The sequence below is a fragment of the Embleya scabrispora genome (assembly GCF_002024165.1).
Taxonomy (GTDB): Bacteria; Actinomycetota; Actinomycetes; order Streptomycetales; family Streptomycetaceae; genus Embleya; species Embleya scabrispora_A.
The window spans coordinates 2,044,452-2,060,701 of sequence record NZ_MWQN01000001.1 but is presented as its reverse complement, the minus strand read 5'-3'; the positions used below and the strand labels follow the sequence as shown (position 1 = coordinate 2,060,701).

Below are 16,250 nucleotides of genomic sequence, written 5' to 3'. Positions count from 1 at the left end.
GCCGACTCGACAGGTGTCGAGTCGGCGCCCCGGTTTTCGTCGTGTCGACGAACCCGATCCGCGGGATCAGAGGTTCGGGTACAGCGGGTGCTTTTCGGCCAGGGTGGTCACCCGGGCGGTGAGCGCGGCCCTGCGGGTGTCGTCGAAGCCGGGGAGCAGCGCCTCGGCGATGATGTCGGCGACCTCCTCGAAATCCGCCGTGCCGAAGCCGCGGGTGGCCAGGGCCGGGGTGCCGATCCGCAGGCCGGAGGTGACCATCGGCGGGCGCGGGTCGAACGGGACCGCGTTGCGGTTGACCGTGATGCCGATCGAGTGCAGGCGGTCCTCGCCCTGCTGCCCGTCCAGCTCCGAGTCGCGCAGGTCGACCAGGACCAGGTGTACGTCGGTGCCGCCGGTGAGCACGGTGATGCCCACGTCGGTGACGTCCTTGCGGGTCAGCCGCTCGGCGAGGATGGCCGAGCCCTCCAGGGTCCGCTTCTGGCGGTCCTTGAAGTCGTCGGAGGCGGCGACCTTGAACGCCACCGCCTTGCCCGCGATCACGTGCTCCAGGGGGCCGCCCTGCTGGCCCGGGAAGACCGCCGAGTTGATCTTCTTGGCGTATTCCGCCTTGGACAGGATCACGCCGCCGCGCGGGCCGCCCAGGGTCTTGTGCGTCGTGGTGGTGACCACGTCGGCGTACGGCACGGGGCTGGGGTGCAGGCCTGCGGCGACCAGACCGGCGAAGTGCGCCATGTCGACCATCAGGAACGCGCCGACCTCGTCGGCGATCCGGCGGAACTCGGGGAAGTCGAGCTGCCGGGGGTAGGCCGACCAGCCGGCGATGATCAGCTTCGGCCGGTGCTCCTTGGCGAGCCGCTCGACCTCCTCCATGTCGACGCGGTGGGTCTTCTCGTCGACGTGGTAGGCGACCACGTTGTAGAGCTTGCCGGAGAAGTTGATCCGCATGCCGTGGGTGAGGTGGCCGCCGTGGGCCAGGTCCAGGCCGAGGATCGTGTCGCCGGGGGAGAGCAGCGCGAACATCGCGGCGGCGTTGGCAGAGGCGCCCGAGTGCGGCTGCACGTTGGCGGCCTCGGCGCCGAACAGCTCCTTGACCCGGTCGATGGCGAGCTGCTCGACCACGTCGACGTGTTCGCAGCCGCCGTAGTAGCGCCGGCCGGGGTAGCCCTCGGCGTACTTGTTGGTGAGCACGGAACCCTGCGCCTCGAGGACCGCCACGGGGGCGAAGTTCTCGGAGGCGATCATCTCCAGGGTGTTCTGCTGGCGGTGCAGCTCGTCGGCGACGGCGGCGGCGACCTGCGGGTCCACCTCGCCCAGGGGACGGTCCAGGATCGTCACGGTTGTCAGCTCCTCGATCGGGTCGATCTCGATCATTCGCCGCAGAACGCGGCGTATTCGTCGGCCGACAGCAGGCCCTCGGCCTCGCCGTCGATGCGCACCTTGAACAGCCAGCCCGCCCCGAAGGGGTCGGAGTTCACCAGGGCCGGGTCCTCGACGACGGCGTCGTTGATCTCGACGACCTCGCCGGAGACCGGCGCGTACATGTCGCTGACCGACTTCGTGGACTCCAGCTCGCCGCACGGCTCGCCGGCGACGACCGCCCGGCCGACCTCGGGGAGCTCGACGAACACCACGTCGCCGAGCGCCTCGGCCGCGTGCGCGGTGATGCCGACGACGGCGGGGGAGGCCGCCTCGTCGAGCCACTCGTGTTCCTTGCTGTAGCGCAGGTGCTGGGGTGCGTGCACGGGTCCATTCTCCATTCGAATGAGGTAAGTCCGTCCATCAGGATGATTTGGGACGTTTTCCGGTGATACAGGGAGGGCTTCGGTTCAGCCGCGCTTGTAGAACGGCAACGCCACCACGTCGACCGGCTCGGCCTTTCCGCGGATGTCCACCGCCAGCCGGGTGCCCGGTTCGGCCCGCTCCGACGCCACGTAGGCCATCGCGATCGGCATGCCGAGCGTCGGCGACGGCGCGCCGGAGGTGACCTCGCCGACCCGCTCGCCGCTGTCCGCGTCCACCACCGGGTAGCCCGCGCGCGGGACCCGCTTGCCCGGCGAGGTCAGCCCGACCAGCGTGCGGCGCACGTCCGCCTCCGCCGCGGCCAGCGCCTCGCGGCCGACGAAGTCCTCGGGCTTGTCCAGCCGGACCACCCGGCCCAGATTGGCCTCGTACGGCGTGGTGTCCCGGGTCAGCTCGTGGCCGTACAGCGGCATGCCGGCCTCCAGGCGCAGCGTGTCCCGGCAGGACAGCCCGGCCGGCACCAGGCCGTGCGGCTTGCCCGCGGCCAGCAGCGCGTCCCACAGCGCGACCGCGTCGTCGGGCGCGGCGAACAACTCGAAGCCGTCCTCGCCGGTGTAGCCGGTGCGGGCGAGCAGCACGGGTACACCCGCGACCTCGGTGCGCAGGATCGCGTAGTACTTGAGCGCGGGCAGGTCGGCGTCGGTCAGCGAGCCGACGATCGCGGTCGACGCGGGCCCCTGCACGGCCAGCAGCGTGTACTCCTCGGACGCGTCGCGCACCGTCGCGTCGAAGTCGGTCGAGCGGTACTTCAGGCTGCCCGCCACCACGTCGGCGTTGGACGCGTTGGCCACCACCACGAAGTGCTCCTCGCCGAGCCGGTACACGATCAGGTCGTCGACGATGCCGCCCTCCTCGGTGCAGATCATCGTGTACCGGGCGCGGTCGATCCCGATCTTCGAGACGAAACCGACCAGGGCGTGGTCGAGCGCGCGGGCGGCCTCCGGGCCGGTGACCTCGATCTCGCCCATGTGGGTGAGGTCGAACAGGCCGGCCGTGGTGCGCACGGCGGTGTGCTCGTCCCGCTCGCTCCCGTACCGCAGCGGCATCCGCCACCCGGCGAAGTCGGTCATCGTGGCCCCGAGCGCGTCGTGCACGGCGTCGAGCGGGGTCCGGCGGTCGGTGGTCATGCGAAGACTCCTTCGAAGGGACGCCGGCGGGAGCCCCCGGCGGGCGCGGGCCGGTCCGGGGCATGCCGGACGGCGCGGACCCGGGCGCGAGCCCGGGACGCGACGAACGGTGACGGGTGCTGCGGCCCGTACCGGAACGAGGACGGGAACGAGAACGCGTCCCGGAACAGAAACCGGAACCGGAACGAGGACGAGAACGAATTCGAGGACAAAGGGGGCTCCCTGCCATGGCGTTCAGCCCTTTTCGGCCAAAGTCGGTCGAAAAGTGGGGTGCCCTCCCCTTCTGTCATCGGAACCTGAGAGCTTCATCCCGTCCGCCGCTGCCGCGTCGGACCGGGATTTGCACCGTGGGTGAGCCGCACCGACGGTGCGCCTGCTTTCCAGAAGTGCCTGACCCATGCGGTATCGGTGCCTGAGAGATTCCGGGGAGGAGTTGCTCCTTCGGCGCCCCGCTCGATGGCGAGGACTCTTCCGCGTGGGGTCGACGGCCGTTATGAGGTTGTGCCCGGCATGCTAGCGCGTGTCGTCAATCCCCCGCCGGGGCCGGGGAGCCGCCCGCCCGGCCCGGGGGAGCGCCGGCGCCCGCTCGCGCCCTCGGTGCGACACCATGCGCAGGGCACGTGGGTTCGGGACATCAGGGGAGGATTCGTGGAGACGGATTCGGCGGGGGCGCATACCGGCGCCGCGGTGGGCGGCATGTTGATCCCCCGGTCCGTGCACGACCTGCGGGAGGAGCGGAATCGGACGGGGGAGCGGGACGGGGTCCGGCGGGTGGACGTGCTGTCCTATCCGGCCTCGTGCGTGCTCGTGGTGACCGGCCTGCCGGGCGCGGGCAAGAGCACACTCCTGGCCCGGGTGGTCGCCCCCGGGCCCGCCGTCGCCGTCCTGGACGCCGATCTCGTCCGGACCCGCTGGGCGGTCCGGGCGGGCCGGCTGCCGTACCGGGCCTACCGCCCGCTGGTGCGGCTGTCGCACTACGGCGAGGTGGCCCGGGCGCTGCGCGGCCCCGGTGCGGTGGTGGTGCACGACAGCGGCCGCAATCCGATCCTGCGCCGGGTACTGGTGCGCGCGGCCCGGCGGCGCGGCATCCCGGCACACGCACTGCTCCTGGACGTCACCGCCCATCAGGCGCTTTCCGGCCAACGCGCGCGCGGGCGCGGGGTGTCCACCGCGGTGTTCGCCCGACACCACCAAGAATGGCGCGCGCTGCTCGCCCGGCTCGCCCCGTGGTTGGACGCCGGACCCGCCCTCGCCTCCGCCCCGGGCGGCTTCACGTCGTGTGTACTGCTCGACCGCCAGGCCGCGCGGCAACTGCGCCGGATCGTTTTCGCAGACCCCCTGCCCGGACAGTCCCGACGGCGGGATGCGGACAAGTCGTAAACTGCGCCGGACACCAAGAGGAGCACCACCATGCCGTTCCCGGCCAATCCCGTGGAGAGCGCGCTCGTCGCGGCGATGCGCGACCCGTCCCGGGCCGAGGCCCTGTTCGAGGCCCTCGCCGAGGCGGACGTGTGGGTGCCGCTGCCCGAGGGGGGCAGCGCCGCCGACACCGAACTGACCCTGCCCACCGCCGAGATCGACGGTCGGCCGTATGTGCCGGTGTTCTCCTCGGAGGAGGAGTTCCGCCGGCTCGCGGGGCCGATGGCGGGCACCGTGGCGCCGATGCGCGAGTTCGCCCGAGGGCTGCCGCCGCACATCGGCATCGTGGTCAATCCGGGCGGCGAGGCGGGCATCCCGATCCCGCCGCCGGGTGTGCTGGAGCTGGCCCGGCTGCCCGGAGCCGGCCGGCGCGGCGCACGGGTGCGGCTGTACGAGCCCGACCGGGAGCCGATGGACTTCTTGATCGCGGCCGCCGCCGAGTTCATCCACGTCCCCGTGGTGCTCAGCGCCCGGCGCGGTCTGGGCGAGGTCGAGTCCGATCCCCCGGTCCTGTTCGTCGGCGTCGAACTGGACCGCTGGCAGGAGGAGGACCGGCTGGCCGCGGTCGGCGCCCTGGAGCGCGCGCTCGGCCGCGCCGCGTGCCCGTGGCCGGTCAACGTGGTGCTTTTGGACGTGGCGCAGGATCCTGTGGGGGACTGGATGCTGGAGCGGACCGAGCCGTTCTATCTGCGGGCCGACCAGCGCTGAGCCCGTCCGGCCGCGACCGGCATCGGTGTCGAAGAACATGGGGTTCGGGGAGGACGTCGTGAACCAGGTCGAGCAGGCGTTGAGCCAGGTGGCCCCCGGGCGCTACGACGCCTACGAGCGGTTGCTCCAAGCGCTCGTCGGCGCGCCCGTGTGGATGTTGTTGTGGCAGGGGCAACCCGGCAGCCCGGACGCGCAGTACGGGAACATGGACGTGGCCGGATGGCGCTACGCCCCGGCGTTCACGTCCGAGGAACAGCTGCGTCTCAGTGGCTGGGATCGCTCGTTCGAGATCTGTCCGGTCCCCGAGATCGCGTCCTCGCTGTACACCGACCGCTGGGGCCTGTGGCTGAATCCGCACGCCCAGGGCGGCGGCGTCGGCGTGCCCTACCTCGACCTGCGCCGCATCGTCGGCGGCCTGGACCGACTGATGGCCGGGCCCCTGGAGGTCGGGGAACCCACCCTGTGGGACCCGGCGTTCTACTCCCTGCTCGGCGGTCAGCTCTTCCAGACCCAGGTGGTGCGCGCCGCCCACCGGGCCTGGGTACGCCCCACCGTCGGCCCCGAACGCCTCGTGATCGGGCTGCGCCTGACGGACAATCAGCCCGCCACGATGCAGCGCATGCGCGACGCGATGGCCCGCGCGGCGGCAGCCGCGCCGCCCGGTCTGACGCTGTCCTCGGTCGCGCTCGACGACCCCTTCGACCCGATCGCCGCGTGGATGCGCGAGCACACCCGGCCGTTCATCGGCCTCGACATGCTCGACGAGGCCGCCCGCCACGGCCGATGATCGCCCCGCCCGACGAGGGCGCCCACCCCGCATGACGATTCACATCGCCGGCGCCGGCCCACACCACGCGCAGTGAGCGAAGATCGGCGGAACGTGGCGAGCCGGGGCAACAGGCAGTGATGCCCCCAAAAAACTGACGTCACGTCATCAACCGCTGCCTTGTTGTGATTTCGTGACCGATCTACGCGGATCAACCAGAGAATGGGGTCCGCGTAATCACGGTTCAGTAAAGGTATTCCCCCACCCCTGTTCGTGACCCGCGTCACGGAGGAGTCTCACCCGGACGACAGATCCCGAAGATCATCGGGATCGCAATGCCGGGTATGGCGACGGGACGCGGCGATCCCGAGCCGCCGTCGCATCCGTGAGCGGGGAGGGTCGATCCATGACGGCACCGATCGAGACCACCGGTGTGGCCCGAGAGGCGCACCCCGAGGCGATCGCCGAGGCAGCCGGCGTACGCATCGAGGGTCGGTCGCTCGGTCAGATCGCGTGGGCCCGATTCCGCCGCGACAGGGTCGCGATGGCCGGTGGCGTGGTGATCATCCTCATGGTGCTCATCGCGATCTTCGCGCCGCTGATCACCGACGTGATCGGCGGCGGACCCACCGAGTACCACGACGACCTGCTCGACCCGGTGCTCAACATCCCCACCGGCAGCTTCGGCGGCGCGAGTTGGGATCACCCGCTGGGTCTGGAGCCGGTCAACGGCCGGGACATCTTCTCGCGCATCTGCTACGGCGCCCGCGTCTCCATGCTGGTCGCCTTCCTCGCCACTTTGCTCTCCGTGGTGCTCGGCGTCGTCCTGGGCACCGTGGCGGGCTATTTCGGCGGCTGGATCGACGGGCTGATCAGCCGCGCCATGGACGTCTTCCTGGCCTTCCCGCTGCTGCTGTTCGCGATCGCCATCGGCAGCAGCCTCCAGGGCGAGGCCTTCGGCCTCCACGGCGACACGCTCCGCATCACCGTGCTGATCTTCGTGATCGGGTTCTTCAGCTGGCCGTACATCGCTCGCATCGTGCGCGGCCAGACGCTTTCCCTGCGCGAACGCGAGTTCGTCGAGGCGGCGCGCAGCCTCGGGGCCACCGACCGGCACATCATCTTCAAGGAGTTGCTGCCGAACCTGGTGGGTCCGATCCTGGTCTACTCCACGCTGCTGATCCCGACGAACATCCTGTTCGAGGCCGCCCTTTCCTACCTGGGGGTCGGCGTTCAGGAACCCACCGCCTCGTGGGGTGGCATGCTCTCGGCGGCCACCCCCCGGTACCAGGACGCGCCGATGTTCATGGTCGTCCCCGGAGTCACGATCTTCATCACCGTGCTCGCGTTCAACCTGCTCGGCGACGGCCTTCGAGACGCCCTCGACCCGCGCAGCCGCTGAATATCCCGCAAGTCCCCACGAGGAGGCACGACCAGCGATGAAACACCCGGTAACTCGCAGGCGCAGGACCCAAGCGCTGATCGGCATGGTGGCTGTCACCGCGATGGCCGCCACCGCGTGTGGCGGTGGTGGCGGCGGCTCGAAGAAGTACAGCCCGAGCAACAAGGCGATCACCGAAGTGGTCAACCAGTCCACCAAGAAGGGTGGCACGCTCAAGCTGGTCAGCTCGGACAAGTTCGACTCGCTCGACCCGGGCGACATGTACTACGCCTCGGCGTGGAACTTCTCCCGCCTGATGGCGCGTCCGCTGCTCACCTTCAAGCCCGCCCCGGGCAACGCGAGCTACGAGTTCGCGCCGGACCTGGCCACCGACGTGGGCAAGACCGACGACGGCGGCAAGACCTGGACGTACCACCTGCGCAAGGGCGTCAAGTACGAGGACGGCACCGAGGTCAAGGCCTCGGACGTCAAGTACGCCGTGGAGCGGACCTTCGACAAGGAGATCCTGCCCAACGGCCCGGGCTACTTCGCCCAGTACCTCGACCCCGACGGCACCTACAAGGGCCCGTACAAGGACTCCGCGCCGGACAAGCTGGGCCTGAACGCGATCGAGACGCCGGACGACTACACCATCATCTTCAAGATGAAGGAGCCGTTCGCGGACTTCAACTACCTCGCCGCGCTCCCGCAGACCGCGCCGGTCCCGCCCGCCAAGGACACCGGCAAGGAGTACGTCAAGCACCCCATCGCCTCCGGCGCGTACATGGTCGACGGCCAGTACGAGCCCGGCAAGGCGGTCAACCTGGTCCGCAACCCGAACTGGGACCAGGCGACCGACCCGCTGCGCAAGGCGCTGCCGGACCGGATCGAACTGCTCGAGAAGCAGGACGCGAACGACGTCGACAACCGACTCTTCGCCGGTACGGCGCAGTTGGACGTGGTCGGCACCGGCGTCCAGGCCGCCGCGCAGAACAAGATCCTCACGGACAAGAAGCTCGCGGACAACGCGGACGACGCGATCTCCGGCGCGCTGGCCTACCTGGCGATCAGCTCCAAGACCCCGCCGTTCGACAACGTGCACTGCCGGCGCGCCGTGCAGTACGCGGTCAACAAGTCGCAGCTGCAGCGAGCGCAGGGTGGCGAGGTCGGCTCCGACATCGCGACCAACCTGATGCCGCCGACGCTGGCCGGTTCCAAGGTCACCGACATGTACCCCAACGGCGCCAAGCACACCGGTGACGTGGCCAAGGCCAAGGACGAGCTCAAGCAGTGCGGCAAGGCGGACGGCTTCAGCACCGTGCTGACCGCGCGCGCCAACCGGCCCAAGGAGGTCGCGGGCGCCACGTCGGTGCAGAACGCGCTCGCCAAGATCGGCGTCAAGGTCGAGATCCGGCAGTACCCCTCGGGTGACTACTTCTCGCAGTTCGCCGGCGTCCCGAAGTGGGTCGCGGAGAACAAGGTCGGCATCATGTTCATGCAGTGGGGTCCCGACTTCCCCACCCAGTTCGGCTTCTTCCAGCAGATCGTGGACGGCCGGGCGATCAAGCCCGCCGGTGGCACGAACCTGTCCGAGCTGAACGACCCGGCGGTCAACGGTCTGATCGACCAGGCCACCCGGACCATCGACCCGGCGCAGAGCGCGGCCATCTGGCAGCAGCTGGACCAGAAGGTGATGGAGTCGGCGGTGATCGTCCCGTTCGGCTGGACCAAGTCGCTGCTGTACCGCCCGACGAACGTGACCAACCTGGTCGTCACACCCGCGTACTCCGGGATGTACGACTACCTTAACATCGGTATCCAGTAAGCCTGCGACGAGGTCAGTAGCCCGAAGGAGAGGTGAAGGCCCGTCAGTTCCGGTGCGGGGAGCGGTGATCCCGCTCCCCGCACCGGACCGGGTCGCCGGCTCATGATTTTCTATCTGCTCAGGCGGCTGGCGGGAGCGGTGGTGCTCCTGTTGATCGTCACCATGGCGGTCTTCGCCATCTTCTTCCTGATTCCGCGTCTGGGAGGCGCCACAAGCGACCAACTCGCCGCGCGCTACGTCGGCAAGTCGCCCACCCCGGCAGCGATCGAACAGGTCAAGCACAGCCTCGGCCTGGACAAGTCGGTGCCCGTCCAGTACGGAAGGTTCGTCAAGGGCATCGTCGCCGGCAAGGACTACGACACCGGCGTACGCAAGGTGCACTGTGCGCCGCCGTGCCTGGGCTTCTCCTTCCGCAACAACCTGGAAGTGTGGCCACGGCTCCAGGACCGCATCCCCGTCACCCTCTCGCTGGCCGCCGGAGCCGCGGTGATCTGGCTGATCGCCGGTGTGTCGATCGGGGTGATCTCGGCGCTCAAACGCGGCAGCCTGTGGGACCGGTTCTCGATGGGCTTCGCACTGGCGGGCGTCTCGCTGCCGCCGTTCTTCACCGGCCTGGTGGCCCTGGCGTTGTTCAGTTATCAATGGCCGATCTTCAAGGGCGTGCACTATGTGCCGTTCCTGGACAATCCGGCGAGTTGGGCCTGGAACCTGGTGTTGCCCTGGCTGACCCTGGCGTTCCTGTACGCGGCGTTGTACGCCCGACTCACCCGGGCGGGCATGCTCGAGACGATGAGCGAGGACTACATCCGCACCGCGCGGGCCAAGGGCCTGCGCGAGCGCGACGTCATCGTCAAACACGGGCTGCGCGCCGCGCTGACCCCGATCCTGACCATCTTCGGCATGGACGTCGGACTGCTGCTCGGCGGCGCGATCCTGACCGAACAGGTCTATTCCCTCAACGGCGTCGGCAAGTTCGCCGTCGAGGCGATCGGACAGCAGGATCTGCCCGAAGTGCTCGGCGTGACGATGATCGCCGCCATCTTCGTGATCCTGGCCAACCTCGTCGTGGACCTGCTCTACGCGGTCGTCGATCCCCGGGTGAGGACCTGATGCCCCGACTGCTACCGCGCCGCAAGCGGGACACCGCGGCCGAACTGCCCAAGCTCGCCCCGGCCGGGCCCCCGCCCGAGCCGGAGAACTTCCTCGAAGTACGCGATTTGACCGTGCACTTCCCCACGGACGACGGCCTGGTGCGCAGCGTCGACGGGGTGAACTTCGCGCTCCAGCGCGGTCGAACGCTCGGCATCGTCGGCGAGTCCGGCTCCGGGAAGAGCGTGACCTCGCTGGCCGTGATGGGCCTGCACGGCGGCACCAGCGCCCGGATCGGCGGCGAGATCTGGCTGGACGGCCACGAGTTGGTGCGCTCCAGCGCGGAAGAGGTCCGGTTGATGCGCGGTCGCCGGATGGCGATGATCTTCCAGGACCCGATGTCCTCGATGCACCCGTTCTACACGGTGGGCCACCAGATCATCGAGGCCTACCAGGTGCACAACGAGGTGAGCGCCAAGCAGGCCCGCGCACACGCGATCGACCTGCTCGGGCGGGTCGGCATCCCGCGCCCGGACCGGCGGGTGGACGACTATCCGCACCAGTTCTCCGGCGGCATGCGCCAGCGCGCGATGATCGCGATGGCGCTCAGCTGCGACCCGGAACTGTTGATCGCGGACGAGCCGACCACCGCCCTGGACGTCACCGTCCAGGCCCAGATCCTGGACCTGATCCGGGACCTGCAGGCGGAGTTCAACTCCGCCGTCGTGATGATCACGCACGACCTGGGCGTGGTCGCCGAACTCGCCGACGACGTCCTGGTGATGTACGCCGGCCGGGCGGTCGAGCACGGCCCCGCGCGCACCCTGTTCGAACAGCCCCGACACCCGTACACCTGGGGCCTGTTGGGCTCGCTGACCCGGCTCGACCGGGCGCGCCAGGAACGGCTGATGCCGATCAAGGGCAGCCCGCCGAGCCTGATCTCGCTGCCCTCGGGCTGTGCGTTCCGTACCCGCTGCCCGTACGCGGACCGCAACGACGGGCGGGAGAAGACCGAGGTTCCGCAACTGCTCGAGATCGAACCGGGCCACCGCACCGCGTGCCACCTCGATCCCGGGGAGCGCGAGCGGATCTGGACCGAGGACATCAGGCCGCGGCTGTGAGCGGGACGGCGAACGGGAAAGCGGATGGGCACGTGACTGGTCACCAGGATGGAAACGGGAACGGGAACGCGGAAGTGACCGAGGGCGCCCGAGCGGGAGACGACGTGAACGTTGCGCAGACCGGCGAACCGGAGGCCGCGTCCCGACGCGAGCCGGGAGACGTGCTGGTGCGCGTGCGCGGGCTGCGCAAACACTTTCCGATCCGCTCCGGGATGACCCGGCGCCGGGCCGGCACGGTCAAGGCGGTGGACGGGCTCGACTTCGACATCCGCGAGGGCGAGACGCTGGGCCTGGTCGGCGAGTCCGGCTGCGGCAAGTCCACCACCGGACGCATGGTGATGCGCCTGTTGGAGCCCAGCGAGGGCACCATCGAGTTCGGCGGGCGCGACCTCACCGGGCTCTCCCGAGGGCAACTGCGGCCGCTGCGGCGCGACTTCCAGATGATCTTCCAGGACCCGCAGTCCTCGTTGAACCCGAGGCACACCGTCGGCACCATCGTCGGGCTGCCGTTCCGGTTGCAGAAGGTCACCCCCGAGGGCGGGGTCAAGAAGGCCGTCCAGGAGTTGCTGGAACTGGTCGGACTCAGTCCCGAGCACTACAACCGATACCCGCACGAGTTCTCCGGCGGCCAGCGGCAGCGGATCGGCATCGCCCGCGCGCTGGCGCTGCGGCCCAAGCTGGTGGTCGCCGACGAGCCGGTCTCCGCGCTCGACGTGTCGATCCAGGCGCAGGTGGTCAACCTGCTCGACGACCTGCAGAGCGAGTTCGGGCTGACCTACCTGATCATCGCGCACGACCTGTCGGTGGTGCGGCACACCAGCGACCGGGTGGCGGTGATGTACCTCGGCAAGATCGTCGAGATCGCCGACCGCGAGGATCTGTACACCTCGCCGAAGCACCCGTACACGGTGGCGCTGATGTCGGCGGTGCCCGTGCCGGACCCGGCCCGGCGCGAGAGCCGCGACCGGATCCTGCTCAAGGGCGACGTACCGAGCCCGATGGACCCGCCGCCGGCGTGCCGCTTCCACACCCGGTGCTGGAAGGCGCAGGACATCTGCAAGACCCGGGAACCGCCGCTGGCCGAGCTGACCACGCGGCACCAGGTGGCCTGCCACTTCCCGGAGAACATGCCGGCGGAGGACGGCGCGGGCGAGGCGGTGTTGCTGGGAAAGCGGGCGCCGGGCGGTACGGGTCCTGCGGTCGCCGCGGTCGCTGCGGGGGAGGGCGCCGAGGCGGCCGCGGAGAGCCCTGCCGAGACGGTCGTCGAGACCCCGGTCGAGAGCCCTGCGGAAGGCGGCGCGGACGCCCCTGCCGAGCCTGCGGCGGGCACCGCCGGGAAGACTCCCGCGGAGCCCTCTGCCGAGACCTCTGCACGGACCTCTGCGGAAGGTGACGCGGCAGCTTCTGTCGAGTCCTCGACGGGCACCCCCGCCGAGACTCCCGGCGAGACCCCCGCGGAGGATTCCCCGAAGGCCCCCGGGAAGGACACACCGCCCACATCCGCCCCATGAGTATCGGGCCGGACCCGGCGGTGTAGAACATCCGTTATGTCGCCCGAGGTGCCGCCCGAGATCTTCCACCATCAGCTTCAGCAGGTCCTCGACCTGCTCGGCATCTTCGTCTTCGCGGCGGCCGGCGCGCTGATGGCCGTTCGGAAGAACTTCGATGTCATCGGCATCACCCTGCTCGCCGAGGTCACCGCCCTCGGCGGCGGGGTGATCCGGGACGTGCTCATCGGCGCGGTCCCTCCGGCGGCCTTCACCGACCTCGGCTACTTCGGCACCCCGCTGCTCGCCGCCGGGCTGGTCTTCTTCCTGCATCCCCAGGTCGAGCGGATCATGTCGGCGATCGACGTGCTGGACGCCGCCGGCCTCGGCCTGTTCTGCGTGATCGGCACCGCGAAGGCGTACGCGTACGGCCTCAATCCGATCCCGGCTGCCGCCCTCGGGGTGACCACCGCCGTCGGCGGCGGCGCGCTGCGCGACGTGCTGGCCCGGGAAGTACCCATGGTGCTGCGCTGGGACAAGGAGATCTACACCTTCCCCGCGCTGCTCGGCGCCGGCATCACCGCCGCGCTGATCGAATTCGACCTGTTCGGCCCGGTCACCGCGACCGCGGCGGTCACCTTCGCCTTCTCGTTCCGGGTGCTCGCACTGCGGCGCGGGTGGCGCGCGCCACGCGCGTGGCGCCGCAACTCCGGCACCAGCGCCGAGGAGCAGTGACCCGGGACCCCCGCCGACCGGGACGGCACGGACCGCGCCGCCGGGCCCGACCCGGCCACCCGTAAGAGTGGACCGTGCCCAACCCGCCCCGGTGCGCGTTGCACCAGGATGTGTGGGAGATCCAGCAGCCGTTGACCTACGACCACCGGTCGACCGAACCCGATCCGAAGGGCAGGGGCCCGCTTCGGCGACTCGTGGCGTACGCGACCGCGTCGGTGCTTTCCATGCGCCTGTGGCTCGACCGATTCCTGCCCGGAGGGCCGCGCTACGGGCGGGTGTACGGCCGCCCCCGCCGGCGCCCGCGGGTACCCGACTAAGCTTCGCAGTGCGATGGCCTACTTCGATCACGCGGCGACCACCCCGATGCGCCTTTCGGCAATCCGGGCGATGACCGTACAGCTTGCCCAACTCGGGAACCCGTCCTCGTTGCACGCGTCCGGGCGACGCGCGCGCCGCACGGTGGAGGAGTCCCGCGAGTCGCTGGCCCATGCGCTGGGCGCGCGGCCGAGCGAGATCGTCTTCACGGCGGGCGGAACCGAGGCCGACAACCTCGCGATCAAGGGGATCTACTGGTCGCGGGTCGCCGACGACCCGGCCCGGCGGCGGATACTGGTCAGCCCGGTCGAGCACCACGCCGTGCTCGACCCCGTGCTGTGGCTGGAGTCGGCCGAGGGCGCGGTGGTCGAGTGGCTGGACGTGGACGCCGACGGGCGGGTGCAGCCGGACACGCTGCGCGCGGCGATCGAGCGCGATCCGGCGTCGGTGGCGCTGGTGTCGGTGATGTGGGCCAACAACGAGGTCGGCACGGTCGAGCCGATCGCCGAGCTGGTCGAGATCGCGCACGAGTTCGGCATCCCCTTCCACTCCGACGCGGTCCAGGCGGTCGGGCAGATCCCGGTCGACTTCTCCGCGACCGGCCTGGACGCGATGACGGTGACCGGGCACAAGCTCGGCGGCCCGGGCAACTGCGGGGCGCTCGTGCTCGGGCGCGGCATCACCCCGGTGCCGGTGCTGCACGGCGGCGGCCAGGAGCGCGACGTGCGCTCGGGCACGCTGGACACCGCGTCGATCGCGGCCCTGGCCGTCGCGGCCGAGGAGTCGGTGCGCGAACAGGCCGAATACGCACGGCGGGTGGGCGCGCTGCGGGACGAACTGGTGCGCCGGATCCTGGCCGCGGTGCCCGACGCGCAGCTCAACGGGGACCGGCGGCTCGACCCGGCCCACCGGCTTCCGGGCAACGCGCACTTCTCCTTCCCCGGGTGCGAGGGCGACTCGCTGCTGCTGCTTCTGGACGCGCGCGGGATCGAGTGCTCGACCGGCTCGGCCTGCTCGGCGGGGGTCGCGCAGCCCAGCCACGTGCTGCTGGCGATGGGCGCGGACAGTGCCCGGGCGCGCGGGTCGCTGCGGTTCAGCCTGGGGCACACCACGACGGAGGCGGAGGTCGCCGAACTGGGCGAGGCGATCCTGCCGGTGGTGACCCGGGCCCGGTCGGCGGGGTCGGTGTCGGCGCGCCGGTAGCGGCACCGGGGTGTGGGGTAATCCGCTCGGGGCTCGCACGGGTGAGCACGTACTCTTGAGGCGCTATGTCTGATCACATGCTTCCTCCCGCCAACGGCCGCCGCCTCCGGGTGCTCGCCGCCATGTCCGGCGGGGTCGACTCCGCCGTTGCCGCCGCGCGAGCGGTCGAGGCCGGACACGACGTGGTCGGTGTCCACCTCGCACTCTCCGCGAAACCCGCGACGCTGCGCGAGGGCGCCCGGGGCTGCTGCACGATCGAGGACTCCCGGGACGCGCGGCGGGCCGCCGACGTGATCGGCATCCCCTTCTACGTATGGGACATGGCCGAGCGTTTCCGCGAGGACGTCATGGACGACTTCGTCGCCGAGTACAAGGCCGGGCGCACCCCGAACCCGTGTCTGCGCTGCAACGAGAAGATCAAGTTCGCCGCGCTGTTGGACAAGGCGCTCGGGCTCGGCTTCGACGCGGTGTGCACCGGGCACTACGCGCGGATCGTGGAGCACCCCGACGGCTCGCGCGAACTGCACCGCTCGGTCGACATGGGCAAGGACCAGTCGTACGTGCTCGGCGTGCTCGACTCCGACCAGCTCGCGCACGCGATGTTCCCGCTCGGCGGCGACACCAAGGGCGACGTGCGCCTGGAGGCGGAGCGGCGCGACCTGGCGGTGGCGAAGAAGCCGGACAGCCACGACATCTGCTTCATCGCCGACGGGGACACCCAGGGCTTCCTCGCGAAGCATCTGGGCACCGAGCGCGGCGACATCGTGGACGCGAGCGGCACCAAGCTCGGCGAACACGACGGCGCCTACGCGTACACGATCGGCCAGCGCAAGGGTTTGCGCATCGGGCACCCGGCGGCCGACGGCAAGCCGCGCTACGTGCTGGACATCTCGCCGGTGAACAACACCGTCACGGTCGGCCCGGTCGAGGCGCTGGACGTGGACCGGCTGGTCGGCATCCGGCCGCGGTGGTGCGGGCCGGCCCCGGCGGGCGTGGTGGACTGCACCGCCCAGGTCCGGGCGCACGGCGAGGAGACGGCGGCGGTCGCCGAGGTGGTCGACGGACAGGTCCGGGTGCGGTTGGCGGAGCCGATCCGCGGCATCGCGCGGGGACAGGCCGTGGTGCTGTACGCCGGGACGCGCGTGATCGGGTCGGCGACGATCGACGCCACGGCGTAGCCGGCGGCGGGCCGGCAGGGTGACCGCCTGCGGTGGCGCTCGAAGCGGGTTCGAGAGGAGTTCGAGGCCGGTCTGTGAGCTTGGGGCGATCCGGCG

Annotated in this window: 15 protein-coding genes and 2 riboswitches; of the genes, 12 read left to right on the top strand and 3 right to left on the bottom strand. The window is 70.6% G+C overall.

Annotated elements, in window-relative coordinates; translation table 11 throughout:
* Positions 1-66: 66 nt before the first annotated feature.
* From glyA to gcvT, 3 genes are all read right to left on the bottom strand, one after another.
* A complete protein-coding gene (gene glyA, locus B4N89_RS08950; protein ID WP_235618532.1) occupies positions 67-1,371 on the bottom strand; it encodes a serine hydroxymethyltransferase in 1,305 nt (434 codons plus the stop codon).
* Positions 1,368-1,742 carry a glycine cleavage system protein GcvH gene (gcvH, locus tag B4N89_RS08945; protein ID WP_101897030.1) on the bottom strand — a complete coding sequence of 125 codons (375 nt, stop codon included), beginning with the start codon at positions 1,740-1,742 and terminating at the stop codon, positions 1,368-1,370. Before gcvH ends, glyA begins: the two co-directional genes overlap by 4 nt.
* 84 nt (positions 1,743-1,826) lie before the next feature.
* Entirely contained in the window at positions 1,827-2,927 is a 1,101-nt protein-coding gene (gene gcvT, locus B4N89_RS08940) for a glycine cleavage system aminomethyltransferase GcvT (protein WP_078975361.1), read from the bottom strand.
* Positions 2,928-3,200: 273 nt separating this feature from the next.
* A riboswitch (glycine riboswitch) is annotated at positions 3,201-3,317 on the bottom strand.
* Positions 3,318-3,411, bottom strand: a riboswitch (glycine riboswitch).
* 164 nt (positions 3,412-3,575) lie between these two features.
* On the opposite strand from gcvT, the gene B4N89_RS08935 reads away from it, so the two are divergent.
* The 12 genes from B4N89_RS08935 to mnmA all read left to right on the top strand — a co-directional run bounded on the left by B4N89_RS08935 (position 3,576) and on the right by mnmA (position 16,154).
* Complete coding sequence (locus B4N89_RS08935) at positions 3,576-4,307, top strand: AAA family ATPase (protein WP_235618531.1); 732 nt, start codon at positions 3,576-3,578, stop codon at positions 4,305-4,307.
* A gap of 30 nt (positions 4,308-4,337) precedes the next feature.
* Positions 4,338-5,054: an enhanced serine sensitivity protein SseB gene (locus tag B4N89_RS08930; RefSeq protein WP_078975359.1), complete on the top strand. Its 717-nt coding sequence runs from the start codon at positions 4,338-4,340 to the stop codon at positions 5,052-5,054.
* A gap of 58 nt (positions 5,055-5,112) precedes the next feature.
* Complete coding sequence (locus B4N89_RS08925) at positions 5,113-5,841, top strand: enhanced serine sensitivity protein SseB C-terminal domain-containing protein (protein ID WP_201260817.1); 729 nt, start codon at positions 5,113-5,115, stop codon at positions 5,839-5,841.
* Between the two features lie 385 nt (positions 5,842-6,226).
* Positions 6,227-7,222: an ABC transporter permease gene (locus B4N89_RS08920; protein WP_078975357.1), complete on the top strand. Its 996-nt coding sequence runs from the start codon at positions 6,227-6,229 to the stop codon at positions 7,220-7,222.
* Positions 7,223-7,259: 37 nt separating this feature from the next.
* Positions 7,260-9,026, top strand: a complete 1,767-nt coding sequence (locus B4N89_RS08915) for an ABC transporter substrate-binding protein (protein WP_078975356.1) — start codon at positions 7,260-7,262, stop codon at positions 9,024-9,026.
* Between the two features lie 102 nt (positions 9,027-9,128).
* Positions 9,129-10,136: an ABC transporter permease gene (locus B4N89_RS08910; protein ID WP_078975355.1), complete on the top strand. Its 1,008-nt coding sequence runs from the start codon at positions 9,129-9,131 to the stop codon at positions 10,134-10,136.
* Positions 10,136-11,236: an ABC transporter ATP-binding protein gene (locus B4N89_RS08905; RefSeq protein ID WP_078975354.1), complete on the top strand. Its 1,101-nt coding sequence runs from the start codon at positions 10,136-10,138 to the stop codon at positions 11,234-11,236. Before B4N89_RS08910 ends, B4N89_RS08905 begins: the two co-directional genes overlap by 1 nt.
* A 104-nt stretch (positions 11,237-11,340) precedes the next feature.
* Positions 11,341-12,747: an ABC transporter ATP-binding protein gene (locus B4N89_RS08900; protein ID WP_143657904.1), complete on the top strand. Its 1,407-nt coding sequence runs from the start codon at positions 11,341-11,343 to the stop codon at positions 12,745-12,747.
* A 36-nt stretch (positions 12,748-12,783) separates the two neighbouring features.
* A complete protein-coding gene (locus B4N89_RS08895; RefSeq protein ID WP_078975352.1) occupies positions 12,784-13,458 on the top strand; it encodes a trimeric intracellular cation channel family protein in 675 nt (224 codons plus the stop codon).
* A 74-nt stretch (positions 13,459-13,532) separates the two neighbouring features.
* Complete coding sequence (locus B4N89_RS08890) at positions 13,533-13,775, top strand: hypothetical protein (protein ID WP_078975351.1); 243 nt, start codon at positions 13,533-13,535, stop codon at positions 13,773-13,775.
* Positions 13,776-13,788: 13 nt separating this feature from the next.
* On the top strand, positions 13,789-14,976 hold the full coding sequence (locus tag B4N89_RS08885; RefSeq protein ID WP_078975350.1) for a cysteine desulfurase family protein: 1,188 nt from the start codon (positions 13,789-13,791) through the stop codon (positions 14,974-14,976).
* 65 nt (positions 14,977-15,041) lie between these two features.
* Positions 15,042-16,154: a tRNA 2-thiouridine(34) synthase MnmA gene (gene mnmA, locus B4N89_RS08880; protein ID WP_078975349.1), complete on the top strand. Its 1,113-nt coding sequence runs from the start codon at positions 15,042-15,044 to the stop codon at positions 16,152-16,154.
* Positions 16,155-16,250 lie beyond the last annotated feature (96 nt).